Annotated in this window: 14 protein-coding genes; 1 reads left to right on the top strand and 13 read right to left on the bottom strand. The window is 46.8% G+C overall.

What is annotated here, in order from left to right; translation table 11 throughout:
- Positions 1 to 29: 29 nt before the first annotated feature.
- The 8 genes from KNP87_RS02135 to KNP87_RS02100 form a co-directional block, all read right to left on the bottom strand.
- Entirely contained in the window at positions 30 to 1,019 is a 990-nt protein-coding gene (locus KNP87_RS02135) for a YpdA family putative bacillithiol disulfide reductase (protein ID WP_026832689.1), read from the bottom strand.
- A 115-nt stretch (positions 1,020 to 1,134) separates the two neighbouring features.
- Positions 1,135 to 2,400 carry a Glu/Leu/Phe/Val family dehydrogenase gene (locus KNP87_RS02130; protein WP_026832688.1) on the bottom strand — a complete coding sequence of 422 codons (1,266 nt, stop codon included), beginning with the start codon at positions 2,398 to 2,400 and terminating at the stop codon, positions 1,135 to 1,137.
- Positions 2,401 to 2,534: 134 nt separating this feature from the next.
- A complete protein-coding gene (locus tag KNP87_RS02125; protein ID WP_026832687.1) occupies positions 2,535 to 3,479 on the bottom strand; it encodes a D-alanine--D-alanine ligase in 945 nt (314 codons plus the stop codon).
- Between the two features lie 179 nt (positions 3,480 to 3,658).
- Positions 3,659 to 4,249: an adaptor protein MecA gene (locus tag KNP87_RS02120; RefSeq protein WP_214720665.1), complete on the bottom strand. Its 591-nt coding sequence runs from the start codon at positions 4,247 to 4,249 to the stop codon at positions 3,659 to 3,661.
- A gap of 57 nt (positions 4,250 to 4,306) precedes the next feature.
- Positions 4,307 to 5,191, bottom strand: a complete 885-nt coding sequence (locus KNP87_RS02115; RefSeq protein ID WP_026832685.1) for a MerR family transcriptional regulator — start codon at positions 5,189 to 5,191, stop codon at positions 4,307 to 4,309.
- 71 nt (positions 5,192 to 5,262) lie between these two features.
- Positions 5,263 to 5,466 carry a hypothetical protein gene (locus KNP87_RS02110; protein WP_251135376.1) on the bottom strand — a complete coding sequence of 68 codons (204 nt, stop codon included), beginning with the start codon at positions 5,464 to 5,466 and terminating at the stop codon, positions 5,263 to 5,265.
- 28 nt (positions 5,467 to 5,494) lie between these two features.
- Entirely contained in the window at positions 5,495 to 6,925 is a 1,431-nt protein-coding gene (locus KNP87_RS02105; RefSeq protein ID WP_251135427.1) for a RecQ family ATP-dependent DNA helicase, read from the bottom strand.
- Positions 6,925 to 7,938 carry a YpbB family protein gene (locus tag KNP87_RS02100; RefSeq protein ID WP_214720663.1) on the bottom strand — a complete coding sequence of 338 codons (1,014 nt, stop codon included), beginning with the start codon at positions 7,936 to 7,938 and terminating at the stop codon, positions 6,925 to 6,927. The genes KNP87_RS02105 and KNP87_RS02100 overlap by 1 nt, the downstream gene beginning before the upstream one ends.
- A gap of 261 nt (positions 7,939 to 8,199) precedes the next feature.
- On the opposite strand from KNP87_RS02100, the gene KNP87_RS02095 reads away from it, so the two are divergent.
- Positions 8,200 to 8,448, top strand: coding sequence for a ferredoxin (locus KNP87_RS02095; protein ID WP_012370689.1), 249 nt, complete (start codon positions 8,200 to 8,202; stop codon positions 8,446 to 8,448).
- A 113-nt stretch (positions 8,449 to 8,561) separates the two neighbouring features.
- Here the strand turns inward: KNP87_RS02095 and KNP87_RS02090 are convergent, their stop codons facing one another.
- The 5 genes from KNP87_RS02090 to KNP87_RS02070 all read right to left on the bottom strand — a co-directional run bounded on the left by KNP87_RS02090 (position 8,562) and on the right by KNP87_RS02070 (position 14,107).
- Entirely contained in the window at positions 8,562 to 9,521 is a 960-nt protein-coding gene (locus KNP87_RS02090) for an ABC transporter permease (protein WP_026832683.1), read from the bottom strand.
- Positions 9,521 to 10,594, bottom strand: a complete 1,074-nt coding sequence (locus KNP87_RS02085; RefSeq protein ID WP_026832682.1) for an ABC transporter permease — start codon at positions 10,592 to 10,594, stop codon at positions 9,521 to 9,523. Before KNP87_RS02085 ends, KNP87_RS02090 begins: the two co-directional genes overlap by 1 nt.
- Entirely contained in the window at positions 10,591 to 12,120 is a 1,530-nt protein-coding gene (locus tag KNP87_RS02080) for an ABC transporter ATP-binding protein (RefSeq protein ID WP_026832681.1), read from the bottom strand. The genes KNP87_RS02085 and KNP87_RS02080 overlap by 4 nt, the downstream gene beginning before the upstream one ends.
- A 65-nt stretch (positions 12,121 to 12,185) precedes the next feature.
- On the bottom strand, positions 12,186 to 13,259 hold the full coding sequence (locus KNP87_RS02075; RefSeq protein WP_026832680.1) for a BMP family lipoprotein: 1,074 nt from the start codon (positions 13,257 to 13,259) through the stop codon (positions 12,186 to 12,188).
- A gap of 128 nt (positions 13,260 to 13,387) precedes the next feature.
- Complete coding sequence (locus KNP87_RS02070) at positions 13,388 to 14,107, bottom strand: GntR family transcriptional regulator (RefSeq protein ID WP_026832679.1); 720 nt, start codon at positions 14,105 to 14,107, stop codon at positions 13,388 to 13,390.
- Positions 14,108 to 14,231: the final 124 nt, after the last annotated feature.

Genomic DNA, 14,231 nt, shown 5'->3' with positions numbered 1-14,231 from the left:
TGGCAACCTCTCCCTTTGATGTCTGGTTTTTATGGTTGTGCTGTCTCCCGCTCCAGTCGATGCACGAGACTGTCCGCAATCAAAGCGCCGTGGAAACGACCGTTTTCAATAAAAATCTTATTGGCGTCATACCCGGCCGCAACGACACCGGCGATATAAATGCCATCGACATTTGATTCCATCGTCGCTTCATCAAACACAGGAATTCCCGTGTCCGGATCGATGTCAATTCCGGCATCGGCAAACAACCCGACATCCGGTGTATAACCGGTCATCGCAAACACAAAATCAGCTTTAATCGCCAACCGTTCACCGCCAATGGAATAGATGACGTCCGTGTTCGTGATTTCTTCGATCGTCGCATCAAACACCATCTTCACTTTTTCGGCACGTACCAGCGATTCGAAGTTCGGCAACACCCATGGTTTGATGGATGGACTATAGGCCTCTCCACGGTACAGCATCGTCACACGGGCCCCCGCTTTTTCAAGTTCAATCGCTGCATCGACACTGGAGTTCTTGCCACCAATCACGACGACATCCTGACCGTAAAACGGATGACCTTCTTTGAAGTAATGGAAAACGTGCGGCATGTCTTCACCGGCTACATTCATTTTGTTCGGTAATCCATAATAACCGGTCGCAAGGACAACGGAACGCGCGCTTCTCGTCACCGCTTGCCCTCCACGGACCGATTTGACTTCGAATCCATCTGCAGTCCGTCCGACGTGCTCTACCGTCTCAAACGGTCGGATGATGACCCCTTTACGCCGGACTACTTCCCGATAGTAGACGAGTGCATCTTGACGTCTTGGTTTTAATTCTTTATTTATAAAAGGAACACCGCCAATTTCCAGTTTTTCACTGCTCGAAAAAAAGGTTTGGTGGGTCGGGTACTGATAGATGGCTTCTACAATATTTCCTTTTTCAATCACTTCAACCGATAACCCTCGGTCCTGCATTTCGATCGCTGCCGACAACCCACAGGGACCTGCGCCAATGATGATACAATCCAACATATGTCTTTCGCCTCTTCCACTTGCTTTTTTATCATCTTAGCAAATCTTTTGAACCGAAGAAAGGAATAACATTTCAAAAAAAGCCCACTTCAAGATGAAGTGAGCTTCGTCTGATTTAGACCCAACCACGGAATCGTGACGCTTCCGCCATTTTCCGGACACCTACCATGTAGGCTGCTAGTCGCATATCGACATTACGTGTCTGTGCTGTTTGATAGACTTGATTAAAGGAGTTCACAAGCACTTTCTCAAGCTTTTCGTGGACTTCTTCTTCCGTCCAATAATACCCTTGATTATTTTGAACCCATTCGAAGTAAGAAACCGTTACCCCACCGCTTGAAGCGAGAACGTCCGGCACGATTAAAATCTCACGTTCTGCCAGAATCTTCGTTGCTTCATTGGTTGTTGGTCCATTTGCCGCTTCGACGACGATACTCGCTTTAATATCATGCGCATTATCTTCCGTGATTTGGTTTTCGATGGCCGCCGGAACAAGAATATCACATTCCAGCTCTAACAGTTCTTTATTGGAAATCGTATTTTTAAAGAGCGTCGTGACTGTACCAAACGAATCGCGACGATCGAGTAGGTATGGAATATCCAGACCGTTCGGGTCATGTAACGCACCGTAGGCATCGCTGATTGCAATGACTTTCGCCCCAAGATCATGCATGAACTTCGACAAGAAGCTTCCCGCATTTCCGAATCCCTGTACAACAACACGTGCGCCTTCGAGGGTAATGCCTTTTTTCGCGGCAGCTTCCCGAATCATGATGGCGACACCTTTTGCCGTCGCGGTTTCCCGTCCGTGCGAACCACCGAGGACAAGCGGCTTCCCTGTGATGAATCCAGGTGAGTTGAATTCATCAATCCGGCTGTATTCATCCATCATCCATGCCATGATTTGTGAGTTCGTAAAGACATCCGGTGCCGGAATATCTTTTGTGGGTCCGACGATTTGACTGATCGCCCGAACATACCCGCGACTGAGACGTTCGATTTCACGAAAACTCATTTCGCGCGGATCACAAATGATACCACCTTTACCACCGCCATACGGTAAGTCGACGATTCCAGCTTTTAAGCTCATCCAAACCGACAACGCCTTGACTTCGATTTCCGTCACGTTCGGATGAAAACGAATTCCGCCCTTTGTTGGACCGACGGCATCGTTGTGTTGCGCGCGATAGCCCGTAAAGATTTTCGTTGACCCGTCATCCATGCGGACCGGAATCCGAACCGTCAGCATGCGAAGCGGTTCTTTTAACAGTTCATACATCTCATCCGGGTAACCGAGTTTCTCAAGTGCTTCTTTGACGATTTCTTGTGTAGCTTCGAGTACATTCTTGCGATGATTTGCGTGTTGTTGGTCAGTGATCATTCCAACGTTCCTCCCCATAAGTGGCATCCCCTATGCCGTTTCCTTGTTCGGATAAAGTATACCCTTTTCTGAACCGTAATGAAAGGGGTTGCCACTATATTTGTAAGCGCTTTCTATCGTCTGGTTCTTTTCATTTATTTTCGTTTCGTTGCAGCGGACTGATGTCGTTCGAGTGCGAGTTCGATAAACGTCTCGACAAGTTCCGGATATTCAATCCCGACTGCCCGTGCGCCGTCAGGGAACAGGCTCGTCGACGTCATACCTGGCAACGTGTTCGTTTCTAAAATGACCGGTTGTCCGGATTCCGGGACAAGAAAGTCCGTCCGCGAATAGCCGGCACAGCCCAATACTTGGTGCGCAAGAATTGCCCAGTCCTGTAATGTCTGAGTCGTCGCGGCGTCAAATTGTGCCGGACAGATATGTTCCGATCCACCAATCGCATATTTCGATTCATAATCATAAAATTCATTTTTCGGAATGATTTCGATGACAGGCAAAGCCTTTTCCTGACCTTTCGAACCGATCACCGGGACCGTCACCTCGCGTCCTTTGATGAATTGCTCAATCAGCACGGCATCGTCCGCCTGAAAAGCCAGTTCAATCCCTTGACGCAACATCTGTTCATCCATCGCAATCGTCAAGCCATTCGAAGATCCTTCTTGTGCTGGTTTGACGACACATGGAAACTGGTGGTCCCATTGCGTCATTTTTTGTTCGATATCGTCCCCCCGCTCAATCAAGACATCACGGGCAATTCGAATCCCTGCTTTTTCAAAGTGGATTTTCGAACGTGCCTTATCCATTGCAAGAGCTGAAGCCAATACACCTGAACCGGTATACGGAATTTCCGCCATTTCAAGCAACGCTTGGACACGACCATCTTCTCCGAACTTACCATGAAGGGCGATCACGGCCACCTCCACGTCAAGCGTCAGGATTTCTTCCGCCCGTTCCGGATGAAAATCAACGGCCACGACATCATGCCCTTTACTTTCCAATGCTTCCACAACTGATTTCCCGCTATTTAATGAAACTTCACGTTCTCCAGAAATCCCGCCAAATAATACTGCCACCTTCATACTGTTCACTCCTTCATCTTACGTTCACTGTTTATCATACCATCACTTTTTATGCGAAAAAATACAAAATGGTCGCAATCCTTGCACGGATACAAAAAAGCCACTCCCCGACAACAGCTCGGTGAAGTGGCTTTTCCGAAAGAATCATCCGCACTCATTCAAAACAAAGTGACTGAACATCACTGCGAAAAGGTTGTCGCAAGGGTCGAAACGGCTTGTTCCGCCATAATCGTCTGACCGTACTCTGCCATCACGAGTGGACTTTTCGGACTTGGTTGACCATACTCCGATAAAATCGTCGTCACGGTTCGTTCCACCGATTGTTTCATCTGTTCTTGGAAGTACAGATAATAAATACCTTCAAACAGATACAGCGTACCTCCGGTCTCCGTCTGATCCATATGACGCCGTAAGCCGTGGCTTGCCTGAATGGCGTCTTCAAAGTTATCCAGTTGATACAACACATGATGGACGATATCCACGGTCATCCGGATTTCGACTTGATCAAATTCCTCAAATGTTTCTTCGGGGACAGTGCCTTCACGCCGAACGTCGACGAGCATGCCGTCATTCGGGAAAAACGTCACGAAAAACTCTAATGTCCCAACGGCCTGGAATCCATAGTTCGATTCCGCTTCTTCCAACAGATTACGTAGTAAAGCTTGTCCTTTGCCGACAGCCAAGGTCTCCGGTCGAACGTCGTGGACGGACAGTTCTTGTCTTGAGACGAATACCCGTAAATGCCCTTGTTTAAATTGTTCAAACCTCATAATTGACTCCTCCAGTCACTCGGCAGAGTACATACTCTCCGTTCAATATGACACACACTATACACCAGTTGTTGGAGTGAGTCGACTTAACCAACTTTTCCAAGCCGCATCGTGCGATCCGAGTAACAAATCACCGTACTTTTCAGGATGCTGATCGACGGCATAACCACCTAAACCAATTTCGGTTTGCGGCACTTCCAGTTGAATCTGAGCGATGGCTTCGTCCAAGTCCTTTAGATGATCCGAGATCGTACAGGACAAGACGACGGCTCGGGGCGTTAATTGTTTTGTCACAGTCACAAGGTCCGGTACCGGAATACCGGCACCAAGAAAGATAACGTCAAACCCGGACTGGCGTAAATAGAGTGTAAAAAAGAGCAACCCCAGTTCATGTTCCTCTTCCGGTGCGCAGACGCATAAAATCCGCGGTAAAAAGGGATTGATCGGCATTTGAAGGGATAATGTCGAGAGACGTGCGCGTAAAAAAGCCGTCGCAAAATGTTCATGCGCAATCGTAATCGCACCCTTTTCCCACTTCATTCCGATTTCATGTAAAAGCGGACCGACGATATCCTGGATCACCTTGTCAAAACTAAACATCGAAAAGGCTTTGTTCATGATGTCATGTGCATGTCGTTCCTCGAAGTTCGTCAAGGCCTCGAACAGTTGATCTCGTAGTTCAATCCCGTAATCGGTCGGGACTTCTGTTCGATTGACCGGCATTTCATATAGTTGAATGGCTTTCGAAACCGATAACCCTTCTTTTTGTTTGTCGACAATCCATCGAAGCTTCGCTACATCGCTGTCACTGTAAATCCGATGACCCGATTCACTTCGATCTGGATCCAGTACTTGATAACGTCGTTCCCAAGCACGAATGGTCGTCGGATTGAGTCCCACCAATGCAGCAACTGCTTTGATATTGTATTTCCCACGATCCATGCATCGTGCCTCCTTTCTTCTTCCCTTTAGTATACCCGTAAAGGAAAAAAATCTCCGTTCACAATGTGCGCTTACATCATGAAACCGATGGAGACGAAGGCGATGATGATCGTAATCATAAGAACCGTCAGTGTAATGGCCAAGGGATTTTTAGCAAATGGTTGTTTCAAACGTTCATTGCGAACGTGTTCAATGCGTGATGAACGTGGAGGCAATGTGGTCCGTTGTTCATCTTGCCGATTTTTTCGTTGATCGTGTTTACTCAATTTCATCACCTTTTCTAAAAATAAGGATACTACTAGTTTACACTGAATGACGGGATGAAAAAAAGACTTCTTCTAATCGGCGTTTCCAGTTCAGTTGGTCGTCTTCCGTCTGGATGATTGGTTTATCTTCCGTCAAGTTACCGCAAAGATCACAACATCGGTCTTGCACAACAGCCGTCTCATCAAAATGATGCAAGATAAAGGCACGCCGACATAATGTATTTTGAATATAATTTATCATCTGCATAAGTTCACGTAAACGTATTTTTTTTCGGGCTTCCTGCCAGTCGATGATGTCCGATCGACTTTTACCGTCCATCAATTGAACTTTGAGTAAGCGGTAGGCGGGATCGTCTGGATCGAGACCTAAACGTTGTTCCATCGTCTCAAACGATTCATGCCGCCGGCGTCCCTCCACCACTTGATCAATCCAGAGGGAGGGGGCATATTGCTTCTCGAGCAAAAAATGCTGCAGACGTTGATCACCCGGTGCATAAAGCAAGATGGCAGTCGATGGTTTTCCGTCGCGTCCGGCACGTCCGATTTCCTGCATATACGCTTCGATTGTCGCCGGCATCGTGTAATGGATGACGGTCCGGACGTTCCCTTTGTTCACACCCATACCAAAAGCACTCGTACAGACCAGACAGTCGATTTCATCGTGCAGAAACTGCTGTTGAATCAATTGTCGGTCTTCTGCTTCCAGCCCGGCATGGTAATAGGTTGCATTTGTGATCTGTTGCGCGATCCGCTCCGCTTCCCGGCGTGTCGTTGTATAGATGACACAAGGCCGTTCGACTTTTTTTAACCATTCCTCTAAAAGCCTGTCCTTATCGTCTTGTTCCGCCTGATCAACAATCAACTGAATTTCCGGACGATTGACCGAGTGGCGGATTCGATTCGGTTGTTGCAACAGGAGTCCCTCCACGATGTCTTGTTCCACCCGTTTGGTTGCGGTTGCCGTCAATGCCAAACAGGGCGGATTCCCGAGTTGACACCGGACATGACCCAATTTGGCATAATCTGTCCTGAACTCGTGCCCCCACTGCGAGATACAATGAGCCTCGTCTACGACAAATAAATTAATTTTCACGTCAGCTAACCGCTGTTTGACTTGCGGTACGGCTAATTGCTCCGGCGAGAGATACAGGTAACGCAATCGCGGTAACTGATGTAACACCTGCTCTTTTTGTTCGCGTGTTTCGAGTGACGTTAGCTTCGCAACGGACCGCTCTCCGCGTTGTTTGATTTGCATGACTTGGTCCTCAATCAGTGACAGCAGCGGTGACAAAATCAACGTTAATCCTTCCGGTTGAAGATAGGACGGTAGCTGATAACAAATCGATTTTCCTCCACCTGTCGGCAAAATCGCCAGCGTATCTTGACCGGAAAGAACCGATTCGATGATTTCTTGTTGCCCGGTCCGAAAATGGTCGTATCGAAAAAAACGTCTTAATACTTCTTCCATCACCGATTAACCACCTTTCTTGCAAGTGCAACCCGAATTTGAAAATAATCGATCTCATGGGTCAACTCCTGTTTAATCCGCTTCAACGAGAACGTCTGCAACCGATCAGACACTCGCACGACGTCCTGATATTCTTCCTCTGATAAAAATTGATTCAACGGAAAAACAACGGCGTACATTGCAATTTCAACCAAATGGTCTTCCATCGTACTTTTTTTCAAGTGCCGCCGTTCAGCAATCTGAGGCACGGCATATCCTTGTTTCAGCATCTCCCATGTTTTTTTAGCCGACTGTGTCATCTTCGACTGATCGATGTCTATTCCGTAAGACATGAGCAGTCCCGCTTCCGGTAGGTGCCGGATGCATTTACGCCAGGCGATCAGAAATTCCAACTGTAAGGATCCGGTATCCGCTTCCAGGTATCCACTTAATTGCGGATAGCTCAAGCCGGTTTTTCGTCCGGACAACCGATAACTGATCAAAATCGCTTCTCGCTCGGTCAATTGCATCAATGCTTGCTCAAGTTCTTGATACACGGCACGAAGCCAAGCCGACCGTTCCGTTAAGGAGAACAGCTGATGGCGAACCCAGTCTTTTGTCGCACTGTCTTGTTGAACCGGGACAAAGGAGATTTTTTGTTCTAAACAAATGACGGTTTGCAACAGTAAACTGATCCGTCTCCATAACACGACCGGATAGCCGCGTAACTCACCACCTAGATCATCGATCAGGAAAGGTGAACGGACATGACGTCGGCCTTCCTCCGTCACTAGCAATGTCTGCTGTTTTTCAATCCAACCGTCTTGTTCAAGTTCTGCCAAAACTTGTTCAAACCGTTCTTTTTTAAAGGGCAACATCCCAAAAACGGATTCCAACTCATAAAAATGAGCATCCTGTAAAGAGGTTGCTGATCGTTTTCCTTGAAAGATATGGTACAGACTCCGGTCGGTCCGTTCATTTCGTAATCGAATAATCGCTTCCAGCACTACTTGTTTCAACACCGTCCGTTCCATATGTCGCCCCCTTCCACCTTCGCCCTGCTCGGACCTTTGAATACAAATCCTGTTGTACTTCATTTTACATTTCTTACGCAAATTCCACCATTTTGAATCCATCCAGTCTTATACGAGGTCTTATTTTTTCCTCAAGCATCGTAATCTTCCGATACTTCTACCTCTTCTTCATTGAAATGCGTGCATGAGTCCGATACAATGACTTATAGATGAGAACAGTACTTAGCTTCTGATGTTTTCGAATAGAGAGGAGAATGAATGATGGCGAAATTTACAATTGTTGACAAAGACACATGTATCGCATGTGGCGCTTGTGGTGCAGCTGCACCGGATATTTATGATTATGATGATGAGGGATTGGCGTACGTCATTTTAGATGATAACAAGGGAACAGCGGAAATTCCAGAAGCCTTGTTTGATGATATGATCGATGCATTCGAAGGATGCCCGACCGACTCCATCAAAGTAGCCGACGAATCATTTGAAGGCGACGCATTAAAATACGAATAGAATCAATAATCAGGCAACACCTCACCAGGTGTTGCCTTTTTTTGTGATCCATAAAAAAAACATCACCCGGTGACAAGTTTCCTTGCCGCCGAGCGATGTCCTGTAAATGATTGTTAACGTTTTCCTTTGATATACGGCACACCAACTGCTTTTGGCGCATCGGCACGACCGACAACACCGGCAAGCGCCAGAATCGTCAACAGGTACGGCGCAATCAGCAAGTAGACCTGTGGAATCTGATCGAGGAGCGGCAATTGTTGCCCGATGATGGAAATCGCTTGAGCGAATCCGAAGAACAAGGCTGCGCCCATCGCTCCGAGTGGATTCCATTTCCCGAAAATCATCGCCGCAATCGCCAAGAACCCTTGTCCGAGAATCGTCGTGACACTGAAGTTCAAGGAAATTGATGTCGCATAGACTGCACCGGCAAGACCACCGAAACCACCAGAGATCATGACACCGATGAAACGCATTTTCGTGACATTGATTCCCATCGTATCCGCAGCCATCGGGTGCTCCCCGACTGACCGAAGACGGAGACCAAACGGCGTTTTAAAGATGACATACCAGGCGACAAACGCTAAAGCAATCGCAATGTACGATGTGTAATAGACGTTTGCAAAAAACATTTTGAGGACTGGGATATCGGAGAGGAACGGTACGTTTTCCTTTGAAATCCGGTTCGGAATCGAATCCGTCTGACCTTTGTCATACAAGGCGCGGACAAGGAAAATCGCAAGACCTACTGCCAACATGTTGATTGCTACTCCAAGAACCGTTTGGTCGGCCCGGAATAAAATCGCTGGAATCGCGAGGAACAGTGAGAAGACGGCGCCGACGACGATTGCAATCAGCATCGCAAGCCATGGACTTGCCGCACCCAGTCCCATTTTTGACAACGTCAGGGCAGAAACGATTCCGGAGAATGCACCCATGACCATCAATCCTTCAAGCGCGATGTTGACGACACCTGAACGTTCACTGAAGATCCCACCGAGTGCTGCAATGATCAACGGAGCCGAATAGGCAAGTGCAATTGGTACGATAATATAAAGTACTTCTAGAAAGCCCATTATTTATCGGCTCCTTTCACTTTTTTGGTTTCTGTCTTTTTGACCGTAAACTTCTCGATCAAGAGACGAATTGCGTAACCAGAAGCTACGAAGATAATGATGAACGCAATGATGATTTTGATTAATTCAGGCGGTATTCCAATTTGTTGCATCGAGAGACCACCGATATTGAGACCCGCAAACAGTAAGGCAGCCAGAACGACTCCGATCGGATTGTTTGCTCCGAGTAAGGCAACGGCGATCCCATCGAATCCGACACCGGTAAACGATGCGTTCAACGTCATGTTCTGGAACGTTCCTAATCCTTCCATTGCTCCGGCAAGTCCTGCAAATACACCCGAGATGACGAACGACAGAACGATGTTCTTGTTGACACCCATACCGGCATACTCGGCAGCACTCTTATTGAAGCCGACAGCTCGTAACTCGTAACCAAGTGTCGTCTTCCAAAGAATGAACCAAAAGACGAGTGCGGCTAGAACGGCGATGAAAATTCCGTTATGCAGACGAGAGAAGTCTGTTAATTCTTGTAAGAACGGTGAAGCGAGCGAAGCCGTTTCTTTGACGGATTCCGTCCGTTCATTTTCAATACCGATGACATTCCGGAGAATATCATTCGTCACATAAAGTGCGATGTAGTTCATCATGATCGATGTAATGACTTCATGCACATGAAAACGCGCTTTTAAAATCCCCGGAATCGAGGCCCAGAGTGCACCGGCAAGTCCCGCACCAATCAATGCAAGCGGTAAGTGGATTGCTGTCGGCAAATCAAACTCAATCCCGATCCAGACGGCAACCATCCAGCCGACAAGTACTTGTCCTTCAACTCCGATGTTGAATAATCCGGTCCGGAAGGCAAAGGCTACCGCAAGACCGGCAAAAATCAACGGAGCAGCAGCACGTAACGTTTCCCCGATACTGTATGGCTCACCAAAAATCCCATAAAACAATTGATCAAATCCGGCAATCGGATCATATCCTCCAACAAGCATGACGATCGCACCGACGACCATCCCTAAAATGATGGAAAGAATCGGAATTAATATCCCGTAAAAACGTTCTAATTTCATGAACGACCAACCTCCTCTTTCTTACCGCCAGCCATCAGGAAGCCGAGTTCAATCTCATTCGTTTCCTTTGGATCGAGGAAAGCAACGGTCCGTCCTTCGTAAAGAACAGCAATTCGGTCCGACACTTGAAGAATTTCTTCCAACTCAAACGAAATCAATAAGACTGCGCGCCCTTTTTCACGTTCCAATACAAGCTGTTCATGGATGAACTCAATCGCCCCGACATCAAGTCCACGTGTCGGTTGCGCCGCAATCAACAGATCTGGTGAACGATCCACTTCCCGTGCAATGATCGCCTTCTGCTGATTCCCGCCTGATAAAGCGCGGGCAAACGTTTCCGGACTTGGAGTTCGGACGTCGAACTTCTCGATTAAGGTTTTTGCTTTCTCCATGACTTGACCATAGTTCATGATACCGGCTTTCGAATATGGTTTTTGATAATACGTTTGTAACACCATGTTATGACCGATTGAATAGTCAAGGACAAGACCATGCTTATGACGGTCTTGCGGGATGTGACCGACACCTGACTCTGTCACTTTCCGTGGTTTCAAGTTTTTAATCGACTTGTTGTTGAGGAAGATTTCACCACTGTCCGCTTTACGAAGACCGGTAATCGCCTCAATCAATTCCGTTTGTCCATTTCCATCAATCCCGGCGATCCCAACGATTTCTCCTGCGCGGATATCCAGGTTCAATCCGTCAACGGCTTTGATGCCCCGACTGTCTTTGACGACTAAATCTTTAATATCCAGTACCAGTTCTTGTGGATTTGCCTTGGAATACTCCGCATTAAAGTTTACTTCACGCCCTACCATCATTTCAGCTAATCTTGATTGGGTCATCGTTTCATCGATGTCGACAGTGCCGATATACTTTCCGCGGCGAATCGTTGTACAACGATCAGCGACTTCCATGATTTCCTTCAGCTTGTGGGTAATCAAGATGATCGATTTCCCTTCCGCAATCAGTCGATTCATGATTTGAATCAATTCTTTGATTTCTTGTGGTGTTAAAACAGCTGACGGCTCATCAAAGATTAGAATATCAGCGCCACGGTAAAGGGTCTTTAAAATTTCGACACGCTGTTGCATCCCAACCGAAATGTCTTCGATCTTCGCATCCGGATCAACTGCCAAACCATATTGTTCTGAGATTTGACGCACTTTTTCCCGCGCCGTCGCCCGATCAATTTTGAGCCCCGCTTTCGGCTCTGCACCTAAGATGATATTTTCTGTGACCGTGAAATTTTGAACGAGCATGAAATGTTGATGCACCATCCCGATCCCAAGATCATTCGCGACGTTTGGACTCGTAATGTTTGCTTTCTCGCCACGTACACGAATTTCTCCAGCCTCAGGCTGATACAAACCAAATAAGACGTTCATCAGCGTCGATTTTCCGGCACCGTTTTCACCAAGTAAAGCGTGAATCTCACCTTTCCGAAGCTGGAGCGTGATGTTATCATTTGCGACGAAACTGCCAAACTCTTTTCGTATGTTTAGCATCTCAATGACGTATTCCAAGAAAATCCACTCCCATGTTTAGTTTAAAAGGGGAGGCCGCAGTACTAGCGACCCCCGCTTCCAGTTTATTTAAGTGTTGCTTCGTATTCTTTAAACTCATCGTCAGTTCCAGGAACTGTGATTTTGCCATCGATGATTTGTTTTTTGTAGTCTTCTACTTTTGTCAAGACATCTTCTTTGATGTTGTCTTGTGAAGGTGCGATATCAACACCGCCGTCTTTCAATCCGAATTCTACGACTTCACCTGCTGGGAAGTTGCCGTCCTTCGTATCTTTTGATACTTGCTCAACAGCTGTATCAACACGTTTAACCATTGACGTCAACGTGACGTTCTCCGGCATACCTTCTTCGACTTGGTCACGGTCAACACCGATTACCCAAACATCTTCACCGTTTTTCTTACGGTTTTTCGCTTCTGTGAAGACACCTTGTCCTGTTCCGCCAGCAGCGTGGTAGATGACGTCAACTTTTTTACCGTACATACCTGATGCGATTGCTTGTCCTTTTTCAGCAGCGTTGAAATCTTCTGCGTATTGAACTTCGATGTCAGCATCCGGATTAACGGCTTTGACGCCGGCTTTGAATCCATTTTCGAACTTTTTGATCAAGTCAGAGTTAACGCCACCGACGAAACCGACTTTATCTGATTTTGTCGTCAGACCGGCAACAACACCAACGAGGAATGATCCTTCGTTTTCTTTGAAGACGATTGACGCGACGTTTGGTTTGTCGACGACCATGTCAACGAGTGCAAAGTTGTTGTCCTTGAACTGATCCGCTACTTTTCCGATGTCTTCAGCCATCAGGAATCCGATTCCGAGGATCAAATCGTATTTCGCACGTGCCAATTGCTGAAGGTTCGGTTGGTAATCCGATTGTTTAGCCGACTGAAGATACTTGTAGCCTGTACCTTCTTTTAAGTCGTTGTCTTTACCGAATTTTTGAATCCCTTCCCACGCTGATTGGTTAAACGATTTATCGTCTACACCGCCTGTATCTGTAACCATACCTACTTTGAAGCCTTCTTTTTCGTTACCGCTGCCTGAATCCTTTGACTCGTCGTTACCGCCACATGCTGCGAGTACCGAACTCATTGCTAAACCTGTTGCTGCTAGTGCGAGAAGTGACTTCTTTTTCATCTGAAATAATCCCCTTTCGAATATGGTCATACAAAGTTCCTGACTACGTCAAGCACCTGAGGCTGGTGATGAGGAGCGTTACGTAGGTAGGCGGAAAGCGCTTTCAGTAGAGCTCCTAAAACGAGTGGTTAGACACGCTTACGGATGACGTGGAAATCGAACTTATCCGCACGGAAATAGTTCGCTGAATAAAGAACGGATCGATCGAGTTCATCATAATGCGTTTGCCGCAATACGAGTAGCGGTTGGTCCGTATGTAGTTGTTCAGCGATTTTCGGATCGATCCGCGGCTCGATATGCGTGACCGCATGGGTGACACGGCGTCCTAATTCTTTTTCTAGTGCGTCAAACAGTGACGTCGAAGACGTAAACTGTTCTTCATTTTTAATATAATGGCTTGGAATCTTATCGACACAATAGACGACAGGAACATCTCCCGCAAAGCGGATTCGTTCGATTCGATAAACCAGTTCATCCGGACCCAGTTGAAAACGCTCCCGGTCCCGTTCGGTTGGTTGCACCATTTCTGATGACAACACTTCGGATGTCGGAATCATACCAGCACGCGCAATCATCTCCGTGACACTGTAGAGTTCTTCGATTCCGGAAGTAAATGGTGGTCTTGCATTGATAAACGTACCGACACCGTGTTTACGGATGACGATGTTCTCATCTTCAAGAATTCGTAAAGCCTCTCGAAGAGTCGCTCGACTAACGCCAAGTTGCTTTGAAAGTTCAAACTCTGAAGGTAGTTTCTCGCCTTCCTTGTAAACGCCGTCATCGATGTCGGACTTGATTTTTTCAATCACACGTAAATAAAGCAAACGATGATCTAATTTAATCGACATGACGCATCTCCATCCTCTATCTAGTTGTAACCAGTGCTCAGACTTCTGACGTATGAGAACTCCAGCCAAGATAAGTATATGATGCCGGACACAATCCTGCAATCATTTTGTAACAGGTTAGAAG

The organism is Exiguobacterium sp. s192, from assembly GCF_018618795.1.
GTDB classification, from domain to species: Bacteria; Bacillota; Bacilli; order Exiguobacteriales; family Exiguobacteriaceae; genus Exiguobacterium_A; species Exiguobacterium_A undae.
This window is presented reverse-complemented; position numbering and strand designations above follow the sequence as displayed.